Annotated in this window: 19 protein-coding genes; 15 read left to right on the forward strand and 4 right to left on the reverse strand. The window is 66.4% G+C overall.

Annotation, left to right across the window (positions count from 1 at the left end; all coding sequences use genetic code 11):
- The first annotated feature begins 163 nt into the window (after nucleotides 1-163).
- The 5 genes from ASD75_RS19185 (at nucleotide 164) to ASD75_RS19205 (ending at nucleotide 5693) form a co-directional block, all read left to right on the forward strand.
- Nucleotides 164-1738, forward strand: coding sequence for a methyl-accepting chemotaxis protein (locus tag ASD75_RS19185; protein WP_056747409.1), 1575 nt, complete (start codon nucleotides 164-166; stop codon nucleotides 1736-1738).
- Between the two features lie 178 nt (nucleotides 1739-1916).
- A complete protein-coding gene (locus ASD75_RS19190) occupies nucleotides 1917-3017 on the forward strand; it encodes a BMP family ABC transporter substrate-binding protein (RefSeq protein WP_056747410.1) in 1101 nt (366 codons plus the stop codon).
- 112 nt (nucleotides 3018-3129) lie between these two features.
- Nucleotides 3130-4428 (forward strand): guanine deaminase, encoded by a 1299-nt coding sequence (gene guaD, locus ASD75_RS19195; RefSeq protein ID WP_056747411.1) that lies wholly within the window; start codon nucleotides 3130-3132, stop codon nucleotides 4426-4428.
- A gap of 80 nt (nucleotides 4429-4508) precedes the next feature.
- Nucleotides 4509-5081, forward strand: a complete 573-nt coding sequence (dcd, locus tag ASD75_RS19200) for a dCTP deaminase (RefSeq protein WP_015012892.1) — start codon at nucleotides 4509-4511, stop codon at nucleotides 5079-5081.
- Between the two features lie 135 nt (nucleotides 5082-5216).
- A complete protein-coding gene (locus ASD75_RS19205) occupies nucleotides 5217-5693 on the forward strand; it encodes a hypothetical protein (protein WP_056747412.1) in 477 nt (158 codons plus the stop codon).
- On the opposite strand, the gene ASD75_RS19210 is transcribed toward ASD75_RS19205, so the two are convergent.
- The 3 genes from ASD75_RS19210 to pcp all read right to left on the reverse strand — a co-directional run bounded on the left by ASD75_RS19210 (nucleotide 5645) and on the right by pcp (nucleotide 9127).
- On the reverse strand, nucleotides 5645-7345 hold the full coding sequence (locus tag ASD75_RS19210; RefSeq protein WP_056747413.1) for a sensor domain-containing diguanylate cyclase: 1701 nt from the start codon (nucleotides 7343-7345) through the stop codon (nucleotides 5645-5647). The genes ASD75_RS19205 and ASD75_RS19210 overlap by 49 nt on opposite strands.
- Complete coding sequence (locus tag ASD75_RS19215) at nucleotides 7342-8331, reverse strand: delta(1)-pyrroline-2-carboxylate reductase family protein (protein WP_056747414.1); 990 nt, start codon at nucleotides 8329-8331, stop codon at nucleotides 7342-7344. The genes ASD75_RS19210 and ASD75_RS19215 overlap by 4 nt, the downstream gene beginning before the upstream one ends.
- Before the next feature lie 121 nt (nucleotides 8332-8452).
- Entirely contained in the window at nucleotides 8453-9127 is a 675-nt protein-coding gene (gene pcp, locus ASD75_RS19220) for a pyroglutamyl-peptidase I (RefSeq protein ID WP_056747415.1), read from the reverse strand.
- Between the two features lie 112 nt (nucleotides 9128-9239).
- Between pcp and ASD75_RS19225 the strand changes: the two genes are divergently transcribed.
- The 5 genes from ASD75_RS19225 to ASD75_RS19245 all read left to right on the forward strand — a co-directional run bounded on the left by ASD75_RS19225 (nucleotide 9240) and on the right by ASD75_RS19245 (nucleotide 14713).
- Nucleotides 9240-10124 carry a neutral zinc metallopeptidase gene (locus ASD75_RS19225; protein WP_056747416.1) on the forward strand — a complete coding sequence of 295 codons (885 nt, stop codon included), beginning with the start codon at nucleotides 9240-9242 and terminating at the stop codon, nucleotides 10122-10124.
- Nucleotides 10125-10158: 34 nt separating this feature from the next.
- Entirely contained in the window at nucleotides 10159-12348 is a 2190-nt protein-coding gene (locus tag ASD75_RS19230; protein ID WP_056747417.1) for a cyclic nucleotide-binding domain-containing protein, read from the forward strand.
- Nucleotides 12349-12472: 124 nt separating this feature from the next.
- Nucleotides 12473-12895, forward strand: a complete 423-nt coding sequence (locus ASD75_RS19235) for a group II truncated hemoglobin (protein WP_056060835.1) — start codon at nucleotides 12473-12475, stop codon at nucleotides 12893-12895.
- Nucleotides 12896-13008: 113 nt separating this feature from the next.
- Entirely contained in the window at nucleotides 13009-13602 is a 594-nt protein-coding gene (locus ASD75_RS19240) for a LemA family protein (protein ID WP_056747418.1), read from the forward strand.
- Nucleotides 13603-13621: 19 nt separating this feature from the next.
- Nucleotides 13622-14713 (forward strand): M48 family metalloprotease, encoded by a 1092-nt coding sequence (locus ASD75_RS19245; RefSeq protein WP_056747419.1) that lies wholly within the window; start codon nucleotides 13622-13624, stop codon nucleotides 14711-14713.
- Between the two features lie 102 nt (nucleotides 14714-14815).
- Here the strand turns inward: ASD75_RS19245 and ASD75_RS19250 are convergent, their stop codons facing one another.
- Nucleotides 14816-15673: a helix-turn-helix domain-containing protein gene (locus ASD75_RS19250; RefSeq protein ID WP_056747420.1), complete on the reverse strand. Its 858-nt coding sequence runs from the start codon at nucleotides 15671-15673 to the stop codon at nucleotides 14816-14818.
- Nucleotides 15674-15776: 103 nt separating this feature from the next.
- On the opposite strand from ASD75_RS19250, the gene ASD75_RS19255 reads away from it, so the two are divergent.
- The 5 genes from ASD75_RS19255 to ASD75_RS19275 all read left to right on the forward strand — a co-directional run bounded on the left by ASD75_RS19255 (nucleotide 15777) and on the right by ASD75_RS19275 (nucleotide 20624).
- The gene (locus ASD75_RS19255; protein WP_056747421.1) at nucleotides 15777-17198 is read left to right on the forward strand and encodes an MFS transporter; all 1422 of its coding nucleotides are present in this window, start codon (nucleotides 15777-15779) and stop codon (nucleotides 17196-17198) included.
- A 110-nt stretch (nucleotides 17199-17308) separates the two neighbouring features.
- Entirely contained in the window at nucleotides 17309-17782 is a 474-nt protein-coding gene (locus ASD75_RS19260; RefSeq protein WP_056747422.1) for a RidA family protein, read from the forward strand.
- Nucleotides 17779-18192, forward strand: a complete 414-nt coding sequence (locus ASD75_RS19265; protein ID WP_056747423.1) for a GFA family protein — start codon at nucleotides 17779-17781, stop codon at nucleotides 18190-18192. The genes ASD75_RS19260 and ASD75_RS19265 overlap by 4 nt, the downstream gene beginning before the upstream one ends.
- A gap of 11 nt (nucleotides 18193-18203) precedes the next feature.
- Complete coding sequence (locus ASD75_RS19270; protein WP_056747424.1) at nucleotides 18204-18437, forward strand: hypothetical protein; 234 nt, start codon at nucleotides 18204-18206, stop codon at nucleotides 18435-18437.
- 189 nt (nucleotides 18438-18626) lie between these two features.
- Nucleotides 18627-20624 (forward strand): bifunctional 2',3'-cyclic-nucleotide 2'-phosphodiesterase/3'-nucleotidase, encoded by a 1998-nt coding sequence (locus ASD75_RS19275; protein ID WP_235511669.1) that lies wholly within the window; start codon nucleotides 18627-18629, stop codon nucleotides 20622-20624.
- Nucleotides 20625-20712: the final 88 nt, after the last annotated feature.

The following is a 20712-nucleotide window of genomic DNA, read 5'->3' on the forward strand; positions in this document are numbered from 1 at the left end:
AGTGCGGCAGGGGCCTGATCTGGGTAAACCCTTAAAATAGTAAGTATTCGTTCGAATTGCGTCCGGCCCAGGCCCAAGGGGTGATCCACCACCATGGCCCTTACCCTGCGCTCCCTTGTGGAGTGCACGGGTGCCGTGTTGCCCCCTTTTTTTGGAGCCTTCCATGTTTCTCAGTCAACTCTCCATTGGCAAGCGCCTGACCCTGGTGCTTGGCCTCATCCTGGCGCTGTTTTTTGCCAGCAGCGTGGTGGCCGTGGTCAAGCTCAGCCAGCTGGGCAGGGAGATCGACGCCATGGTCAACGACAACATCAAGACCGAGCGCGCGGGCTCGGACTGGCTGCGCCACACCACATCGGGCGTGCAGCGCGCGGCAGCCATTGCCAAGAGCAGCGACGCGAGCCTGATCCCCTACTTTGCGCCCGCCACGGCCGCGTCGATCCGCGATACCAACGAGCTGCAGAAATTCATCGAGTCCAAGATGGACACGCCGGAGAAGAAGCAGCTTTTTGCCAAGGTGGGTGACCTGCGCAAGGACTACCTGGCGGCCCGCGAGGAAGTGAGCAAGTTCAAGCAGGCGGGCGATGCCGAGAACGCCAACAAGGTTTTCACCGAGCGGTTTGAGCCCACCTCCCGCAGCTATCTGGCGGGTGTGCAGCAGATGGTGGATGGCCAGCGCGCCGAGCTCGATGCTGCCGGCAAGCGCAGCGAAGAGCTGCGTGCCCAGACCACTCTGCTGCTGCAGATCTGCACCGGCGTGTCGCTGCTGCTGGGCGCCTTGCTGGCCTGGCTGCTGACCACCAGCATCACGCGCCCGCTGCGCAAGGCAGAGGCCATTGCAGAGACCATCGCCAACATGGACCTGACGGGTGCCCCCCAGGCGAGCTACGCCAATGACGAAACCGGCCACCTGCTGCGCGCGCTGGATGCCATGCGCAGCGCGCTGCATCGTTCGCTGCAGCAAGTGCGGGGCGTGGTGGACAGCATCTCCACCGCCAGCACCCAGATCGCGATTGGCAACCAGGACCTGAGCGCGCGCACCGAGCAGACAGCCAGCAGCCTGCAGGAGACCGCCAGCTCGATGGAAGAGCTGACCAGCACCGTGCGCCAGAGCGCCGATTCGGCCGTGCAGGCCAACCAATTGGCCGTGTCGGCGGCGCAGGTGGCCCAGCGCGGTGGCGATGTGGTGGCACAGGTGGTGACCACCATGGACGAGATCAACACCAGCAGCAAGAAGATTGCCGACATCATCGGCACCATCGACGGCATCGCGTTCCAGACCAACATCCTGGCCCTCAACGCCGCCGTGGAAGCCGCCCGTGCGGGCGAGCAGGGCCGTGGCTTTGCCGTGGTGGCCAGCGAAGTGCGCTCGCTGGCCCAGCGTTCGGCCCAGGCGGCCAAGGAAATCAAGACGCTGATCGGCGTGTCGGTGGAGAAGGTCGAGTCGGGTGCTGCCCTGGTGCAGAACGCCGGCACCACCATGGGCGAGATCGTGAGCTCCGTGCGCCGCGTGACCGACATCATTGGCGAGATCAGCGCAGCCGCTTCGGAGCAGAGCCAGGGCATTGGCCAGGTGAATGTGGCAGTGACCCAGCTGGACCAGATGACCCAGCAAAATGCAGCCCTGGTGGAAGAGTCCACCGCCGCCGCCGAAAGCCTGAAGGACCAGGCTTCGCGTCTGGCCGAAGTCGTCGGTGCCTTCCGCTTGGGCGCGGGCCCGCAGGCGCTGCGGCTGAACTGAAATTGCTCACGGGGCTCTGCGCGCTGCCGCAGCGCCCCGCACGTGCTTGAAAGCGTTTTTTTCCGGCAGTCTCTGCAACATCGCTTCATGTAGTTTTCGCACAGTCTGACCTTCCCGGTGGCACCGTCGTCCTGCGGTGCTTCCGGTCCATTTCATCAGGGCCATGTAGAGGAACACCATGTACAAAAACCTCGCTGCCACGCTCGTGGCCGCCTGTTTTTTCTCCCCCGCTTTTTCCCAGACCACGCCCGCCAAGGGGAGTCCGGCCGATCCGGTCAAAGCCGGTTTTGTCTATGTCTCGCCCATCACCGAGGCAGGCTGGACGCGCCAGCATGACGAAGGCCGCAAGGCCGTCGAGGCCGCGCTGGGCAATCAGGTGAAGACCACCTTTGTCGAGAACGTGGCCGAAGGCGCCGATGCCGAACGCGTGATCCGTGATCTGGCGGCCACGGGCCACCAGATCATCTTCACCCCCAGCTTTGGCTACACGGAGCCCACGCTCAAGGTGGCGCAGGACTATCCGCAGGTGAAGTTCGAGTCCATCACGGGCTACAAGACCACTCCCAATGTGGCCGCCGCCAATGCGCGCTACTACGAGGGGCGTTACCTGGCGGGCATTGCCGCAGGTCGCATGAGCAAGACCGGCGTTGCAGGGTTCGTGGCCGGGTTTCCCATCCCCGAAGTGCTGCAGGGCATCAACGCCTTCACGCTCGGCATGCGCTCGGTCAACCCCAAGGCCACTGTCAAGGTGGTGTGGCTCAATGTGTGGTTCGACCCACCCAAGGAGCGTGATGCGGCCATGGCGCTGTTCAACCAGGACGTGGACGTCATTGCGTTCCACACGGGCTCCACCGCCGTGATGGCGGCTGCGCAAGAGCGCGGCAAGATGGCCGTGGCCTACCACTCCGACATGCGCAAGACCGGGCCTGACGCCCAGATCGTGGCCGTGACGCACCAGTGGGGCAGTTACTACACCGAGCGCGTGCGCGCCGTGCAGAACGGCACCTGGAAGAGTGCCAACCTGTGGGGCGGCGTGCGCGAGGGCATGATCCGCGTCGGCGACTTTGGCCCCCGGGTGCCAGCCGCCGTCCAGCAGGAGGTGCTGAATGCCCAAAAGGCCGTGGGCGCGGGCAAGTTGCACCCCTTCCGTGCGGGCAAGGCACCGGTACGCGACAACGAAGGGCAGGAGCGCATTGCTGCGGGCCAAGCGCTGTCGGATGCTCAGATCCTGCAGATGAACTGGCTGGTGGAAGGTGTCGTGGGCAAGGTGTCCCGCTGATCCTGCAAGGCATATCGCCCGTCGTTATCACCTGTCGGCGCTCCCCCAACCCCATAGCCACTATGGGGTGCTGCATATACAAACGGCGCCCCCTGCCGCTAAGCTTGCCGCCATGCCTGTTTACCGTTCCGCCCTTTTGCGTTTTGCCGACGATGGCCACGCCCTCTATGACGAAGATGGCCTGCTGGCCATTGGCCCGGATGCCCAGGGCCGCCAGCGGGTGCTGGCAGCCGGTGCCTGGCAGGCGCTGTCGCCGCAGTATGCCCACGAGCCCGTCACGCACCTGCCGGGTCGCATCCTGGCCCCTGGGTTTGTGGACATGCACATCCACTTTCCGCAGACCGACGTGATTGGCTCGCCCGCGGATGGTCTGCTGCCCTGGCTGGAGAACTACACCTTTCCCCATGAATCGCGCTTTGTCGCATCCGACTACAGCGCGCAGGTGGCAGAGTTCTTTGTGGCCGAGCTGCTGCGCCATGGCGTGACCACGGCGCTGGCTTTTGCCACCTCGCACCCCGCCTCAGTGGATGCCTTGTTCACCGAGGGGCAACGCCAGCACATGCGCCTGATCACCGGCAAGGTGCTGCAGGACCGCCACTCGCCCGATGGAGTGCGCGACGATACCGAACAAAGCCTCATCGACACCGAGGCGCTGATCCAGCGCTGGCACGGCGTGGACCGCCTGGGCTATGCCATCACCCCGCGTTTTGCGCCCACCAGTACCCATGAACAACTGCGCGGCGCGGGCGAGCTGGCTGCGCGCTACCCCGATGTGTGGATTCAGTCCCACGTGGCCGAGAACCGCGACGAGATCCGCTGGGCGCGCGAGCTGTTCCCCGCCGCGCGCAGCTACCTGGGCGTGTACGACGACTTTGGCCTGATGCGCGAACGTGCGGTGTATGCGCACTGCATTCACTTCGATGACGACGACCGCGCGCTGATGCGCGACACCGGCGCGGTGGCGGCGGTCAGCCCCACCAGCAACCTCTTTCTGGGCAGCGGGTTTTTCGACTATGCCGGTGCCGACCGCGTGGGGTTTGGCTATGGCCTGGCCAGCGACGTGGGCGGGGGCACCAGCTTCAGCCCGTTCCACACCATGCTGGCCGCGTACTATGTGGGGCGTGAGGGCCAGACCAAGCAGGGCCTGAGTCTGTCACCCCAGCAACTGTGGTGGCAACACACGGCGGGCGCGGCCAGGGCGCTGGGCCTGGCGGGTGTGATCGGCAATCTGCAGCCGGGCTGCGAGGCCGATTTTGTGGTGATGAACCCCGAAGCCACGCCGCTTTTGGCGCGCAAGACCCGCCAGGCGCGCAACCTCGATGAGCTTTTGTTTGCGCTGATCGTGCTCGGCGACGACCGTGTGGTGCAGCAAACGGTGATTTCTCAAGCAAAATACGGCTCTAGCGCTTGATATTCATGCGCTACCAGCTACGTATTTAATAGCGCCCGGCAGTCCACCACTGAGCGGGCCACAGCGCAGGGAGTTCTGCTATGAGCATCAAGAGCGACAAATGGATCCGCCGCATGGCGGCCGAGCACGGAATGATCGAGCCCTTCGAGCCTGGCCAGGTTCGCGAGGTCGAAGGCCGCAAGATCATCAGCTACGGCACCAGCAGCTACGGCTACGACATCCGCTGTGCGCCCGAATTCAAGGTGTTCACCAACATCCACAGCACGGTGGTGGACCCGAAGAACTTCGATGAAAAGAGCTTTGTCGATTTCGAGGGTGACAGCTGCATCATCCCGCCCAACAGCTTCGCGCTGGCCCGCACGGTCGAATACTTCCGCATCCCGCGCAATGTGCTCACCATCTGCCTGGGCAAGAGCACCTATGCCCGCTGCGGCATCATCGTCAACGTGACGCCGTTCGAGCCCGAGTGGGAAGGCTATGTGACGCTGGAGTTCAGCAACACCACGCCGCTGCCAGCGCGCATCTACGCGGGCGAGGGCTGCGCACAAGTGCTGTTCTTCGAGAGCGACAAGGACGACGTGTGCGAGGTCAGCTACCGAGATCGGGGCGGCAAGTACCAGGGCCAGGTGGGCGTGACACTGCCCAAGGCCTGACAGGCGCACATGGCCGGCGGTGGCAGGGGTTGTGTCCTACACGCGCCATGCGCCTTGGCTGAAATGCAAGCATCGGTAAGTTTTCTAGCATCGGTGACACGCCTCCCGGGAGATGGAGGCTGATGGAGTTTCACCATGCTGATGTCCGCTGCCGCCTCAACCTTGTTCTTTGCGCCCATCCGCGCTCTGGCGCCAGCGCTGGCCGATCCCGCTCCAGCCCCTGCGCCTTCTGTCATCCCGCCGCCCCGACGCCCAGACGCTGCGCCGCATTCCGCAGACGCCGACTGCCAGGCACACCACACCTACTGGCCCTGTGAGTTGCTCAATGCCTTTGTGCTGCGCATGGCAGCACACGGCCACTGCGTGAACATGTCGATGATGCTGGGCCACCGGCCCTATGCCCTGGAGCGATTGGCGTTGGCGTCCGGCGTGCCGGACGCTGGCCTGCAAGAGCTGTCAGCCCAGCTGCAGCCGTATTTTGAGGCACCCGTGCTGCAAGCCGAAAGCCCGGAGCCACGGCCCGCAACACCGGGGGACGGAGCCACTGCGGGCTCGGGCAGCCCTCACGCCTCCACGCAGACCCTGTTGCGTCCCTGGCCCTTGGCCTCGTAGAGCGCTGCATCGCCCCGACGCAGCATGGCGGCGCCGTTGTCGTCTGCGCTGCGCATGGTTGCGACACCTGCGCTGACGGTGATGGTGCCCACGACCGGGTTCTGCTGCTCTGCCATGGCGGTGACCAGGGCCTGCGCAATGGACTGGGCGCCCTCCAGGTCGGTGTCGGGCAGCAACGCCACGAACTCTTCTCCCCCCAGTCGCGCCACCACATCGGAGCCACGCAGGCGGGACTCCAGCGTGCGTGCCAGTCGCCGCAGGACCTCGTCTCCGGCTTCATGCCCGTAGGTGTCGTTCACCCGCTTGAAGTGGTCCACGTCCACGGTGATCAGGCTCAGCGGACGGCTGCTGCGCCGAGCCAGCGCCACCGCAAAGGCCATTTGTGTCTCGAAGCCGCGCCGGTTCAGCAACCCGGTGAGGGCGTCGGTGCGCGCCTGCAGGTCCAGCGCGCGGTTCGCGGCCTCCAGCTCCAGCGTACGCAGGCGCACTTTTTCTTCCATCGCCTCGCGGGCGGCCAGCAGGCGGTGCGTCATGCGGCCCAGAGACTGAGACAGCTGTTGTACCTCGCGGCTGCTTTGCATGGTCGGAATGTCGCTGCCGGGGAGCCCGGCCTCCACCGCACTGGCCGCGTCGGCCAGTGCATACAGGTCCACGCTCAGGCGCCGGGCGGCGAGCCAGGCCAGGGCCGATGCCAGCAGCGCGGCCGTCAGGCCAATCACCAGTGCCAGTTGCACGGTGTTGTCTGCCTCCGCGAAAGCCAATTCGACAGGCTGGCGCGCCACGATGCGCCAGCCCAGATCGCTGGCCGCGTTGCGCGGCTGCAGCTGCGTGGCAGCGGTCAGGTAGCGCTTGCCATCCCTCCACTGCACCACGGTGGTCTGAGTGCGGTCGCCATCACGGTTGTTGTTGACACTGATGTCCTCGGGCAGTCGCTGCCCGGCAGACCGCATCACCTCGGTCTGTCCGCCAGGCGCAAAAATCAACTGGCCTTCGCGGTCAAAGATGAACAGTTCCAGCGCGCTTTCATCGGATGACGCAGGGGTCAGACTCTCCAGTACCTCGCGTGTCCACTGCCAGCTGCCGTGGATTCCCAGCACGCCTACCGTGGTGGGACCGATGCGTATGGGCGCTGCAAAGTCCACAAACCGGTGCGGTTCGCCGGTGGCGGTGGGGGGCAGCAGGGACTCCAGCAGCTTGGCGGGGTGGACGTCGCCCACATGCACTCCTTCGAGTCCGTGTTGAAACCAGGGCCGCTGGGCCACGCTCTGGCCCACCAGCAGGCCGCGTGTGGCATTGCGCACCACGCCTTGCGCATCGGCCACACCGATCCAGAGGTTGGTGGGCTGCATGGCCTGGCTGCGGGCCAGCATGTGCTGGGCCTCGGCAGAGTCGAGCCCCTTGGACCACACCACTTCGGCACTGGCCATCACCTCGGCCTCCAGGCTGCGCTGCATGAGGCCCAGTGCCAGGAGCTTGCCTGCGTTTTCGGCGACCACCTGCAAGGAACTGCCTGCATCGCGCTGAATGCGGTGCTTGAGCAACTCGCCAAACCCCAGCGACAGCAGCACTGACAGGGTCACGACCAGCGTGCCAAACACCAGCGCGATCTGCATGCGCAGGCTGTGGTCTGAAAAACGTGTGATGAGCATCATGCGGAAGGGTCTGCCAAGTGTGCCGTCGCGGCCGGTGCCGGGCTGGCGCGGCGCAGGGCCAGCCGGGCTGCTGCCAAGTCCCAGCCGGCCCAGCCGCAACTCTTGAACAGCACCGGGCCCGAACGCCGCTCGGGGGCTGCGGCACCAGGGCTCCGGACCATCTCACCCAGCGTCGGCAGCGCCGCCACATCCAGGCCTGCCTGCAGCAGGTCACCTGCCTCATGGAGTGCATCGCTGGTGTCCACCAGGATGCGTCCGTGCCGTGCCACATGCTGGCAAAGGGCTGGGGCCAGCTCTGCCATGGCGGGCGTGAAAGCGCCCACGGCCGCCAAAAATGCGTCGGGCCGGGGCGGGGCGCTCAGCACCAGTGCGCTGGCCGTGGTGCAGGTCGCTATCAGCGGGCAGTGGGGCACGGCGGCATCGGCATCGGCCACCACCTGCACGTCGACGCCCAGGTCGCGAACCTGCGCTGCCAGGGCCTGGGCGCTGGCGCTGCTGCGCGAGGCAATCCACACCTCGCGCACGCCCAGGCCGTGGATGAATGCCTCGGCATGTGCCAGGCCCTGCACCCCTGCGCCGACGATGAGCAAAGGGCCCTGTGGCACCTGCGCCAGATGCCGGGCGGCCAGCAGAGAGACCGCGGCGGTACGCCGTGCGGTGACGGTGGGCCCGTCCAGCACCAGCCGACGCTCGCCCGTGGCGATGTCAAACACCACCACATCGCCCTGGATCGACGGGCGTCCTGTGCCCGCGTTGCCCGGGGTGAAGGTGATGAGCTTGGTCATGGCCACCGATTGATCCGTGGCGGGCATCACGAACAAGCTGCCGCCTTGCGCCAGCGGCAGCACGGCGCGTTGCGGCACCACGACTGTGGAGTCCTTCAGCAAGGCCGCTATTTCGTCAGCCAGATCGGACCAGGGCAACCGCGCAGCGGTGGCTGCTGCGTCCAGCACGCCCGAGGGGGCTGAAGAGGGGGCAAAAAGCATAGGCGGACTGTACACAGCATGCCGCTCTCGTGGGAGCGGAGAAGCCCTCACCTGTGCAGTGCCCAAGGTCACCCAGCGTGTGATGCGCGCGGGATCAGGTTCGCCATGGCTGCCATGCCCATCAATGCGTGGCCCCCGCCTGCAGCGCGATGTCCTGCGGCGTCAGCATCGCAGCCCACAGGGCGGCATGCATGCCGCGCACCATGTCGCGCAGGGGCAGATGGGGATCCCCCTGGCCACTGAGCCAGGGCACATGCACAAAACCACCCCGTGCGCCCTCTGGGCCTATGCCTTGTGCCAGCAGATGCATCAGGCCGTACAGCACATGATTGCAGACAAAGGTGCCAGCGGTTTGCGACACCTCGCAGGGCACGCCTGCGCGTTGCACGGCGCGCAGCATGGCCTTGATGGGCAGGCTGGCGAAGTAGGCGGCAGGTCCGCCGGGCTGCACCGGGGTGTCTATGGGCTGTGCGCCACCGTTGTCTGGAATGCGCGCATCGTTGATGTTGATGCCGATGCGCTCGATGGACAGCGCTGCCCGACCACCTGCCAGGCCCAGGCACAGCGTGACGGTGGGCCGGTGTTCTAGCAACAGCGACTGCAGCCGCTGCAACGACTGCCCGAACACCGTGGGCAATTGCGCAGCCACCACCTGGTGTCCTGCGATGCGTTGCCCGTGCAGCGCTTGCGCAATGAGCCAGCTGGGGTTGTGCGCGCCACCACCAAACGGATCAAAACCGGTCAGAAGAATGGTGGGCCCGGCATGGGGCGCGCTATGGTGTGCGGCAGATGTCATGAAAGGCAGGCAAAAGCGGGGTGGAACACATCGTAAATCGTCCGCGCCAGGGCGGCCCCGCGCGTAACATGCAGGCTTGGCCGCCCCACCTGGAGGGCGCTGGAGAGACGCAATGAAATGGGAAGGCAATCGCGAGTCCGACAACGTGGAAGACCGCCGTGACGAGGGCGGCGGCGGTGGATCGCCGGTGTTTGGTGGGCGCAGCATCGGCATTGGCACCATCGTGATCGCGCTGGTGGGGGGCTGGGTGCTGGGCATCAACCCCTTGACCATCCTGGGGCTGCTCAGCGGCGGCGGTCCGGCGCCCCAGGTGCAGACGCAGCCCCATGCCCCGGCCCACCGCCCACCGGCCGATGACACCATGGCACGTTTTGTGTCCACGGTGCTTGCCGACACGGAGGATGTGTGGGGCGAGGTGTTCCGCCAGGGCGGCGGGCGCTACCAGGACCCGCGGCTGGTGTTGTTCCGGGGCGCTACGCCCACCGCATGTGGTACGGGGCAGGCAGCCATGGGGCCGTTTTACTGCCCCGCTGACCAGAAGGTCTACATCGACCTGGGGTTCTACGAGACTCTCAAGACCCGGCTGGGTGCCCCGGGCGACTTTGCCCAGGCGTACGTGATTGCCCATGAGGTGGGACACCACGTGCAGAACCAGCTGGGCATCAGCGCCAAGGTGGACCAGATGCGGGGCCGTGTGAGCAAGGTGGAATACAACGCGCTGTCGGTGCGGCTGGAGCTGCAGGCCGACTGCTTTGCGGGGGTGTGGGCCCACCACGCCCAGAAGTCCCGCCAGATCCTGGAGCAGGGCGACGTGGAAGAAGCCATGAACGCCGCCGCCAAGATTGGTGACGATGCACTGCAGCGGGCCAATGGCGGCGCGGTGGTGCCCGAGAGCTTCACGCATGGCACGAGCGCCCAGCGGCAGCGCTGGTTTAACAGCGGCCTGCAAAGTGGCAGTGTCAAGACCTGCGACACCTTTGCGGCGCGCAGCCTGTAGGCGCGCAATGCCCAGGGATTATTAGACCTTCTCCATGCCGCCGACCGCACCCGTGACTGCCTCGCTGCATCGCCGTGCCGGGCCTTCGGCGGGGGCTGAGGTCGGGCCTTCGGCGCCGCAGCCCTCGGGCGCAGCGGCGGCGTGGTCTGCGGCAGCGGTCACCGTGCCCCACGCCGTGGGGCTGGGGCTGCTGGCATTTGCGCCGCTGGCGGGCGAACATTCGCTGGCCGCGCTGGCTTTGTGGTCGGCTGCATTGCCCGGCCTGCTGCTGACCCTGGCGACACCCCGTGCCGGGGTGGTGTATGCACCGACCACGGTGGTGGCCCTGCTGTTTGCCGCCGTGCTGGCGACTGCCCACGGTGCGGCCCCGAGCCTGGGCCTGAGCGCGCGCCAGGTGCTGGCGGTCAGCGGTGCCACGGTGGCGCTGGCCTTTGTGTTCCAGTGGCTGCTGGGGGTGTTGCGGCTGGCGTCGGTGGCGCGGTTTCTTCCTATCTCGGTCACCCACGGGTTTGCAGCCGGTGTGGGCTTGTCGATGGTGGTGGGACAGGTGCGCAATGGCTTTGGCGCGGGTGCCGATGCGCTGTGGGACGCACGCACCGGCTGGCACTTGCTGGCTGCGCTGGCCGTGGTGGGGTTGGCCTGGGGGCTGCGCCGGCGCTGGCCCCGCATGCCAGGGCTGCTGTCGGCCGTGGCCCTGGTGGCACTGGCCGTGGCGCTGGCGGGGGTATGGGGTGTGGGGCTGGGCACTGTGTTTGTGCCGGCCGTGCCGCCCAGCGTGTTTGCCTGGCCCATGCTGCCCGACTGGACGGGCATTCCCTGGATGGCCCTGGCCCGGCAGCAGGGCTCCGCTCTGGTGGTGCTGGCGGTGCTGATGGCGCTGGTCAACAGCCTGGAGATTCTGGTATTCAACCAGGAGCTGGAGCTGGACCATGGCCTGCGTGGCAATGCCAACCTGGCGCTGCGCCGCGAGAGTTTGCTGGGTGCGCTGTGTGGGCTGATGGGCATGATTCCCGCGTCCACCAGCGCGTCGCGTTCGCGCATTGTGCTGGCGCAGGCGGGGGCCTCGCGCGATGCCCCGCGCTGGCACGCCGCCATCATGCTGGGTGTGGCGGTCACCGGGGCGTGGTGGCTGCACTGGGTGCCCATGGCCTGTCTTGCCGGGGGGCTGGTGCTGGCGGGGCTGATGCAGGTGCCGGGCCTCATGTGGTCGCTGGGCTATGCCCGCCGGTCCCGGGTGACCTGGGCGCAAAGCTGGCTGGTGGCGCTGGTGTTTGCCGTGATGGGGGGCGTGGGGGCGCTGGTGGCTGGCCTGGTGGTGGCCACGTTTGTGCTGCTGCACGACTCTGCCGCCACGGTGCTGCGCCATGTGCGTCTGGATGGCGAGCTGCGCTCGCGGCGCTTGCGCCGTGCCGGATCGGACAGCTGGCTGACGCCGCGCATGAACCAGGTGGCGGTGTTTGAACTGCAAGGTGTGATGTCTTTTGGCGTGGCTGCCCACCTGGCCGAGCAGGTGCGCATGCTGCTGCTGCCGCGCCATCGCTGGGTCATTCTGGACGCGGGCCGCGTGCCCGCGTGGGACAGCACGGCAATGGCCCAACTGCGGGCGCTGGTGCGTGACCTGGACCAGCAGGGCATCGCCGCGGCCGTGGCAGCCCTGGACCCCATGGCCGCCGAGCATGCGGGGGAGCATGTGCGCGCTTTTGCCGACCTGGACCGGGCGCTGGAATGGGCAGAGGTGGGTATCCTGTCGCAGCGGCCCATCGAGCAACGCCCTGCGCACCCCGAGCGCGATGTGCTGGGCGAGGTGGGCGAGGGCGTGCCCAGGGCCGCTGCCGAGGCCTTGCAGGCGCTGCTGGTGTCCCAGGCCGTCCCGCCCCATGGCGTGGTGTTCCATGCGGGGGATACGGACCATGACCTCCTCGTGGTCAAGTCCGGCCACATCACGCTGGTCACCCAGTGGCCGCCTGACAAGGGCTTGCGCCTGGCCACCGTCGGTCCGGGCATGGCGTTTGGCGAAATGGCCTTCCTCAATGGTGCGGCCCGCAGTGCCTGCGCGGGCGCGGAACGTGGCCCGGCGCATCTGGTGCGTTTGTCGCGCGCGCATTTTGATGCCTGGGCAAGGCAATACCCCGAGGCGGCCCTCACGGTGATGAACAACCTGGCCCAGATCGGCGCCCGGCGCTTGGCGGTGACCACGCGGCAGCTGCGGGCGGTGCTGGAGTAGCAGGGCAGGGCATCGGGTGTCGGAGTGCGGCTGTCCCAAGGTCCCACAAGGCGAATGAAAGGCCCTTGATTTCTATAATCAAAGGCTTCCCGACACCGCCTGGCAACCTCTCCTTGCCAACCCCATGGAATCCACTCCCTCGTCCTCCGCCGCAGATGCCCCCGTGGCCACCACCCCTTTTGAATGGATCGGCGGCGAAGAACGCGTGCGCGCCTTGACCGAGCGCTTCTATGACCTGATGGACCTGGAGCCCGGCTACACCGAGCTGCGTGCCGCCCATGGCAGCGACCTCGGCCAGGCGCGGCAAAAGCTGTTCATGTTTCTGTGCGGATGGCTGGGTGGCCCTTCGTACTACACCGACCAGTTTGGCCATCCGCGCCTGCGCGCGCGCCACATGCCGTTTGCCATCGGCATCAAGGAGCGCGATCAATGGGTGGCCTGCATGGACCAGGCCATGGGCGAGACCGGCGTGCCCTCCGACCTGCGCGTGCGGCTGAAGGAAAGCTTCATGGGCACGGCGGACTGGATGCGCAACAAAGGGGTGTAGCCCGCCCGCGAGGTGGTGCCCGTTTGCGCCGTTGAATGGCGCCCTGGTATGTTTCCTGGGGCCGCCTCCACAGGCTCTAAGATGCTCCCTCCAACAAATACAGGAGGTGGGGTATGTCGGCAACCGCATGGGTCGTGGTCGTTGTGCTGGTCGCGTTGGGCTTGTGGGCGGTGGCGGTCTATAACCGGCTGGTGCAGTTGCGCAACCGCATTGCCAACGCGTTTGGCCAGATCGACGTGCAGCTCAAGCGCCGTTATGACCTGATCCCCAACCTGGTAGAGGTGGCGCGTGGCTATCTGGCGCACGAGGCCGCCACGCTGGAAGCCGTGATCAAGGCCCGCACCCAGGCGCAGGGCGCGGCTGCGGCGGTGCGTGCCGCACCGCAAAGCGCCAGCGCCATGGGCGCGCTGGCGGCGGCAGAGGGTGTACTCGGCGGCAGCTTGGGCCGCCTGATGGTGGTGGCCGAGAGCTACCCTGAACTCAAGGCCGACGCCTCCATGCAGTCGCTGTCCGAAGAGATCACCAGCACGGAAAACCGCCTCGGTTTTGCACGTCAGGCCTATAACGACCAGGCGCTGGAGTTCAACGACGCGGCGGCGCAGTTCCCGGACCTCATCGTCGCGCGCCTGCTGGGTTTTACGCCCGCGCCCATGCTGGCATCCACGCAGTCCGATGAAGAGCGCGCCGCACCCCGGGTGAAGTTCTGACCCTTCCGCTTCCATTCGCATGAAGTTCTGGGATCACCAGCACAACGCGCGCAGCGAGACGCGTCGCTTGCTGCTGGGTTTTGCCTTCGCTGTGGTCGTTCTGGTAGCGGCTGTGCACGCTGCCCTGGCGTTGGCCTGGTGGCTGATGGTGGCGGTGCTGCCCGTGCACTTGCCCTTTCCACAAGGTTTTCTGGCCGCCAATGTGGGTGTCTCGCTGATGCTGGTGCTGGGGGGCTGGTGGGTGGAGACGTCCAACTTGCGCGCAGGCGGTGTCAAGTTGGCGCAGCGTGTGGGCGCGCGCGAGTTGCGCCCGTCGCTGTCGCACGCCGAGCAGCGGCTGTCCAACATCGTGGACGAGCTGTGCATTGCCGCGCACATGCCGCGCCCGCAGATCATGGTCATGCCGCGCACCGATGCCATCAATGCGTTCGCTGCCGGGTGGGACGAGAGCGACGCCGTCATTGCCGTGACGCAGGGTGCCCTGGACTACCTCACCCGCGAAGAGATGCAGGGCATGGTGGCGCACGAGCTGAGCCATCTGCATGAGGGCGACACCCGCCTGAAGATGCGCCTGGCGGGCATGGTGTTCGGGCTGGAGCTGGTCTACAACTTTGGCGACACGATGCGCGAGCGTCGGGGCCTGGCCTGGTGGTTCGGCTCGGCCATCATGGTGGCGGGCTTTGCGGGCTGGCTCACCGGCCGCATGCTCAAGGCCGCAGTATCGCGACAGCGCGAATACCTGGCCGACGCACGCGCGGTGCAATGGACCCGCAGCCGCGATGGCCTGGGTGGCGTACTGCGCAAGGTCATGGCCCAGCGTCGTGACACCCCGGCCGGGTATGCCGAGAACCCCGTCCACACCGGCGTGGCCCACCCGGCCGTGCAACACATGCTGCTGGTGGATGTACCCGGCCGCAGCCGCATGGAGCGCTGGCTGGATACCCACCCCACGCTCGACGACCGCGTGCAGCGCGTGTATGGCCGCCGCATGCAGCCTTTGCCCGCCGTGCCCGTGCATGCAGGGCATGAATCGGCGCGGCGTGACGAGGGTGGGGCGCCCGGTGCCGTGTCAATCGCCTCGCTGGTAGACCCGTTTGCACGATTTATGTAGCGCAGACGCGGTCGGAGCCTTGGGGCACGCGTTGGGATGCGGTGGTTACTGCAGGATGGCGGTTTGGCCCAGCTTGCGGTGCGGGCATCTAAAGGCAGGCACTTACGCCGCAGTCCCGTTGTCCTCCCTCCCTCGCTGGGCAAAGTAGCGGGCGGGTGACGTACCAAACAAGCGACGGAACATGGCGATGAAGTTGCTGGGCGTGGCGTAGCCCAGGGTGTCGCCCACCTGGGCCACCGTCTCTCCGCGTGCCAGGGCCTCCAGCGCATGCACCAGCCCTGCCTGCTGACGCCACTGCGCAAAGCTGGAGCCCAGTTCGGCCTGGCACAGGCGGCTGAGTGTGCGCGGTGACATACCGCCCCATGCGGCCCAGTCGGCCAAGGTGCGCGTGTCGCCCGGCGCCGCTAGCACGGCCTGGGCCACACGCAGCAGGCGTCGGTCGGTGGGCCTGGGCAGGTGCAGTGGCTCGTGGGGTGCCGCCTGGATTTCGTCGAGAAGAACCTTCACCAGTCGGCGCTGTGCGGGTGTCGGTGTGTCTTGTGCGTCCCAGTCTGTGGCACGGCGCACCAGTGCGCGCAGGAGTTCGCTCACTCCAAAAACGCAAGGTTGCGGCGGCAGACTGCGCGATGCCTCGGGGGTGATGACCACATTCCACCCGCGCGTCACGCCACTGATGCTGGCGGTGTGGGGCATGCCGGGTGGGATCCAGCCCGCGCGGTGCGGGGGAAGCAGCCACGAGCCCTGGTGCGTGCGTACATGGATCAGCCCGTTTTCGATGCAGAACATCTGGCCACGCAGGTGGCTGTGCCAGTCGGTCTCGCGTGTTCCGAGCTGAAAGTCGCTAGAAGGCCGATGGTCGCCCCAGACTGCATATAGCGGTGGGCCGTCCGCCCGCTCGCTGAGTTCACGCAGAGCCGCGTTCACCGGACTGGATGGATTGCGCGCTAGGGGTTCTGGCATTGTGGCCCAAATGCATTGTTTATGGTCTGAACAACGTTATCACGATACCGCGTGCTGGCGGGAGACTGCAGGCTTCTTCTGTTTGACTTCTGGAGCAACTGCCATGTCTTCCGTTTCCCCTCCCGTTCCCGCCGCACTGCTGCGCCCGGGGCTTCCTGTCTGGCTCATCGTCGCCATGGCCTGCATTGCCTCGTTCATGGTGGTGATGGACGGTTCCATCGTCAACGTGGCCCTGCCCGCCATGCAGCGTGACCTGGGCCTGGCGCACGGCACGCAGCAATGGGTGATCGACGCCTACTTGCTCACCCTGGGCGGCTGCATGCTTCTGGCAGCCCGTGCGGGCGACCTCTATGGCCGCCGGCCCGTGCTGCAGTGGGGGCTGGCGCTGTTCACTGTGGCCAGTTTGGCTGCCGGGTGGGCTCAGGGTGCTCCCATGCTGTTGGTTGCGCGCGCTGTGCAGGGTATGGGCGCCGCCGTATTGGCCACTTCTTCCATGACACTGGTGATGGCGGCGACCCATCATGACCCGCAGGCACGCGCCCGCGCGCTATCGCTGTGGGCGGCGCTGAACTCGGCGGGATTTGCGTTGGGCGTGGTGGCTGGGGGCCTGCTGACCGAAGCCTTGGGCTGGCGTTGGGTCATGTTCGTCAACGTGCCCGTAGGGGTTGCTTTGATGGCGGGTGTCGCCTGGGGGCTGCTGCCGCCCCTGCGCGCTGGCCAGGTCCAGCGGCTGGATCTGCCGGGCGCGTTGTTCTCTACGTTGGGTTGTGCAGCTCTGGTATGGGGCATCACGCAGTCGGCGCAGCGGGGCTGGGGCAACCCGTGGGTGTTGGGTAGCCTGGGGGCTGCGGTGCTGTTGTGTGCCTGTTTCGTGGTGGTGGAGCGGCGCAGCGCCCACCCGCTGGTGCGCCTGTCGGTGTTTGATCTGCCCGGGCTGCGCGTTGGCAACGTGCTCATGCTGGTGCTGGGGGCCACGCTGGCGGCTTCCGTCTATCTGCTGTCGGCAGCGCTACAGCATGGGGTGGGGTACGGCCCGCTGGATACGGGCCTGGCCCTGCTGCCCATGGCGCTGGCCCTGGCGGCCATGCGCCAGTGTTTTGCGGGGCCCATGGCGGCTGGCAAGGCCGGGCGACTGCCGCTGTGGGGCTCCTTGGTGGCTGCAGCCGGGCTGGTGTGGCTGTGTGTGTTGCCGCCGCAGCCCGACTACCTGGCAGACGTGCTGGGCCCCGTGCTGTTGGTGGGCTGTGGTCTGGGCGCGCTGATTCTGTCGGCCACCCTGGCTGTGACGCGGGGCGTGCCGCCGCAGGATGCGGGCCTGGCATCGGGGCTGGCCAATACCGCCAGGCAACTGGGGGGTGCGTTGGGAGTGGCCTGTGTGGCCACACTGGCCGGGTCCGTGGGGCAAGGGGTAGAAGCGGTGGTGCCGCAGGCCGCCCTGCTGGCGGGTTACCACGTGGCGTTTGACTTGACGGCCGTTCTCAGCCTCCTGTGTGGATGGGTGTCCATGGGTTTGCACAGGGGGTAGGGGTGTGGCGTGCTGGTGCCTGCCTATGATGGAGGTTGCTCGTATTCCGCCCGTCGTTCGGCTGGTATCGCGTCCCCACTTCGCCACCCATTTTCAGGAGAACTTCCGCCATGTCACGCGATGCCCGTTTTGAGGAACAAGCCCAGGTACTGGGCTACTGCTTTGATGGCGAGATCAAGATTGGTGGCAACTACGTCCCGCTCGTGCGGGACGGCCACCACATCTACCTGAGCGGGCAGATCCCGCGCGTGGGCGACACGGTGGTCGCCACGGGCGCGGCGGGGGCCGGTGCCTCGCTGGCCGACGCGCAAAAAGCCGCGAAGGTGTGTGTGATGCGGGCGCTGGCCTTGCTGCAGCGCTCGCTGGGTTCGCTTGATGCCGTGCAATCCATTTTGCGCATCACTGTGTACGTGCAGTCGGCGCCCACCTTCACGCAGCAAAGCGAGGTGGCCGATGGTGCCTCCGAGGTGCTGTTTGCCGTGCTGGGCGAGGCTGGTGCCCACACCCGCACCTCGGTGGGTGTGCTGCAGTTGCCCAAGAACGCGACGGTGGAGGTGGACTTGATCGCGTCGGTGGCGCCATGACGACGCCTGCTGCTGTGCACCGAGGTAGTTGCCTGTGTGGTGGCGTGCGTTACGAGACCACGGCGCCATTGCAGGGTGCATCGCACTGCCACTGCTCGATGTGCCGCAAGGCGCATGGTGCGGCGTTTGGCAGCTATGGCAGCGTGTTGCGTGTGCACCATCGCTTCGTGTCTGGGCAAGGGCTGACGCGCACCTACCGGTCTTCGCCCCAGGTCACGCGCACGTTTTGCTCGGTGTGTGGCTCGCCCTTGCTGTGGCACAGCGAAGGCCCCTATACCGAGTGGGTGGCCGTGCCGCTGGGTACCTTGGACACCGCCTACGAGACCCCGCCCCAAAAGCACATCCATGTGGCCTCCAAAGCCGCATGGGTAGTGATCTGTGATGGTTTTCGGCAAGAGGCCGAAGGATAGATCGGTACCCCATGGCAGCACCGTTGAACTCTTACCCCCGTTTTAATGTTTTCGGCCGGATCGTCGAAGTGCGCCGCGAAGGTGCGCTGTGGCAGGCCTACCGCGTGGGCGCAGATGGCAAGCGCTCACCGTCGGGCTTTGTGATCCCCGACTTTGTCCAAGAGCATGAGCTGGCACAGTTTCTGGAAGACCTGTTTCACGAAAGCGCCTCGCCGCATAACGGCGACGTGTACCGCATCGAGTGAGTCGCTGCAAGGCGCACTGACCGCAGCACGAAGCACAAGTGTTGCGGCCACGTTGCCACGTCACACCGCTGTCAAACCCGGCCCAGACACTCGGTCCCTTGTTTCAATTCGGGACTGTTCATGTCTGAACGCACTCTGGGCTTTCTGATTTCTCCTTCGCATGTTTCACGCCGCCTGGCTGCATGGGGCATGGTGGCGCTGGCCGCGTCGCTGGCTGCCTGCGGCGGCAGCAGCGACAACGCCAGCAGCAACGCGGGCGCCACGGCCACGCTGGCCGTTCTGGAGACCACCGACCTGCACTTCAACGTGCGCAGCTACGACTACTTCAAGCTGGCCGAAGACAAAAGCTACGGCTTTGAGCGCACGGCCACGCTGGTGCGCGCGGCCCGCAAGGAGTTTGCCAACACGCTGCTGGTGGACAACGGCGACACCATCCAGGGCACTGCGCTGGCCGACTACGAGGCCAGCATCAGCCCTATCCCGTGCACGCAGCAGCTGTCCATGTACAAGGCCATGGGCGCGCTGGGCTTTGATGCGGGCACGTTGGGCAACCACGAGTTCAACTACGGCCTGCCCTTCCTGAACCAGGTGCTGGGCGGTGGGCTGGAGGTGGACGGCGTGGACCCCTCCAAGAAATGCGCTGGCGCTGGCTACCCCGCCGTGCTGGCCAACGTGTACAGCAATAAGACCAAGAAGCCGCTGGTGCAGCCCTACACGCTGCTGGAGCGCACGCTGGTGGCCAAGGGTACGGATGGCAAGGAAGTGAAGCTGCCGATCAAGATCGGCGTGATCGGCTTCACCACACCCGGCATCATGAACTGGGACAAGCGCTACCTGGAAGGCAAGGTCTACACCGAAGGCGCCGTTGAGTCCGCCAACAAGTACGTGCCCGAGCTGCGCGCCAAGGGGGCTGACATCGTGGTGGCTTTGTTGCACGGCGGGCTCGACAGTGCCGCCTACTCGGCCACCATGGAGAACCCGGGCCTGTACCTGTCGAAGGTGGCAGGTATCGACGCGATGGTGATGGGCCATCAGCATGGCGTGTTCCCCGACACGGCCGCCACGCCCAGCTTCAACCTGGCCGGCGTGGACCACAAGGCGGGCACCATCAACGGCGTGCCTGCCGTCATGGCCAGCTCCTGGGGCAAGGCCCTGGGTGTGGTGCAACTGGCGCTGCAATGGGACGGCAGCAAGTGGGTGGTCAACAAGTCCGCCAGCAAGAGCGAGCTGCGCAACATCCAGAACAAGAATGCCGCAGGCGCCACGGTGACCGTGGACGCCGACCCCGCCATCGCCCCGCTGATCGAGACCCAGCACCAGGCCGCGATCAAGTACGTGAAGACACCCATCGGCCAGACCGACTTCCGCATGAGCACGCTGTTTGCTGATGTAGGTGACCCCGGCGCGATCCAGATCGTGAACCAGGCGCAGCAGGCTTATGTGGCGGCCTACATCAAGGCCAGCCTGCCGCAGTATGCGCAGCTGCCGGTGTTGTCGGTGAGCGCACCGTTCAAGAGCGGCTTCCAGGGCGGGGCGGACTACACCGACGTGGCCGTGGGCCCGCTGGCCATCAACAACGCGGCCGACCTGTACCTGTACCCCAACACCGTGTACGCGGTGAAGGTCAACGGTGGCGACATCAAGAACTGGCTCGAAGCCGCCGCCAAGCGCTTCAACCAGATCGACCCGGTCAAGACCACCGAGCAACAGCTCATCAGCACCTTCCCGGGCTACAACTTCGACATGTTCACCACGGCGGACATGCAGTATGAGATCGACGTGACCCAGCCCGTGGGCAGCCGCATCAAGAACCTGACGTATCTGGGCAAACCCATCGATGTGGCGCAGGAGTTTGTGATCGCCACCAACAACTATCGCGCTACCAGCGGCAAGAGCTTCATCGACAAGCTCGACGGCTCGGGCACCATCTGGGCTTCGCCCGACGCCAACCGCGACGTGGTCATCGACTACATCCGCAAGAACCCGGCAGTGACCCGCGCGGCCAACGGCGCTGCCAAGAGCTGGCGCTTTGCCAAGGCCACGGTGGCGGGGCCGGTGGTGTTCAGCTCAGGCGCCAATGCCCTCAGCGTGGCGCAGGCGGCCGGGCTGGGCAACGTGTCGCTGCTGGCGGCCGATGACGGCTCGGGCAAGGGCACGTCAAAGTACGGGATCGACCTCTCGAAGTAATGCGGGAGTGAAGGGGCGGTCGCTCTCCACAGTTCCCGCTTTCCGGGTTGGCCGAGGGCGGGGCCGTTCTGCGACTGCCTATGGGTGG

Origin of the sequence: Acidovorax sp. Root568, assembly GCF_001427445.1 — a bacterium.
GTDB classification, from domain to species: Bacteria; Pseudomonadota; Gammaproteobacteria; order Burkholderiales; family Burkholderiaceae_C; genus Acidovorax; species Acidovorax delafieldii.

What these genes read in the sequence shown, in the direction of transcription:
- ASD75_RS19185 (WP_056747409.1), top strand. Translation starts at nt 164, where the DNA reads ATGTTTCTCAGTCAACTCTCCATTGGCAAGCGCCTGACCCTGGTGCTT.
- ASD75_RS19190 (WP_056747410.1), top strand. Translation starts at nt 1,917, where the DNA reads ATGTACAAAAACCTCGCTGCCACGCTCGTGGCCGCCTGTTTTTTCTCC.
- guaD (WP_056747411.1), top strand. Translation starts at nt 3,130, where the DNA reads ATGCCTGTTTACCGTTCCGCCCTTTTGCGTTTTGCCGACGATGGCCAC.
- dcd (WP_015012892.1), top strand. Translation starts at nt 4,509, where the DNA reads ATGAGCATCAAGAGCGACAAATGGATCCGCCGCATGGCGGCCGAGCAC.
- ASD75_RS19205 (WP_056747412.1), top strand. Translation starts at nt 5,217, where the DNA reads ATGCTGATGTCCGCTGCCGCCTCAACCTTGTTCTTTGCGCCCATCCGC.
- ASD75_RS19210 (WP_056747413.1), bottom strand. Translation starts at nt 7,345, where the DNA reads ATGATGCTCATCACACGTTTTTCAGACCACAGCCTGCGCATGCAGATC.
- ASD75_RS19215 (WP_056747414.1), bottom strand. Translation starts at nt 8,331, where the DNA reads ATGCTTTTTGCCCCCTCTTCAGCCCCCTCGGGCGTGCTGGACGCAGCA.
- pcp (WP_056747415.1), bottom strand. Translation starts at nt 9,127, where the DNA reads ATGACATCTGCCGCACACCATAGCGCGCCCCATGCCGGGCCCACCATT.
- ASD75_RS19225 (WP_056747416.1), top strand. Translation starts at nt 9,240, where the DNA reads ATGAAATGGGAAGGCAATCGCGAGTCCGACAACGTGGAAGACCGCCGT.
- ASD75_RS19230 (WP_056747417.1), top strand. Translation starts at nt 10,159, where the DNA reads ATGCCGCCGACCGCACCCGTGACTGCCTCGCTGCATCGCCGTGCCGGG.
- ASD75_RS19235 (WP_056060835.1), top strand. Translation starts at nt 12,473, where the DNA reads ATGGAATCCACTCCCTCGTCCTCCGCCGCAGATGCCCCCGTGGCCACC.
- ASD75_RS19240 (WP_056747418.1), top strand. Translation starts at nt 13,009, where the DNA reads ATGTCGGCAACCGCATGGGTCGTGGTCGTTGTGCTGGTCGCGTTGGGC.
- ASD75_RS19245 (WP_056747419.1), top strand. Translation starts at nt 13,622, where the DNA reads ATGAAGTTCTGGGATCACCAGCACAACGCGCGCAGCGAGACGCGTCGC.
- ASD75_RS19250 (WP_056747420.1), bottom strand. Translation starts at nt 15,673, where the DNA reads ATGCCAGAACCCCTAGCGCGCAATCCATCCAGTCCGGTGAACGCGGCT.
- ASD75_RS19255 (WP_056747421.1), top strand. Translation starts at nt 15,777, where the DNA reads ATGTCTTCCGTTTCCCCTCCCGTTCCCGCCGCACTGCTGCGCCCGGGG.
- ASD75_RS19260 (WP_056747422.1), top strand. Translation starts at nt 17,309, where the DNA reads ATGTCACGCGATGCCCGTTTTGAGGAACAAGCCCAGGTACTGGGCTAC.
- ASD75_RS19265 (WP_056747423.1), top strand. Translation starts at nt 17,779, where the DNA reads ATGACGACGCCTGCTGCTGTGCACCGAGGTAGTTGCCTGTGTGGTGGC.
- ASD75_RS19270 (WP_056747424.1), top strand. Translation starts at nt 18,204, where the DNA reads ATGGCAGCACCGTTGAACTCTTACCCCCGTTTTAATGTTTTCGGCCGG.
- ASD75_RS19275 (WP_235511669.1), top strand. Translation starts at nt 18,627, where the DNA reads ATGGTGGCGCTGGCCGCGTCGCTGGCTGCCTGCGGCGGCAGCAGCGAC.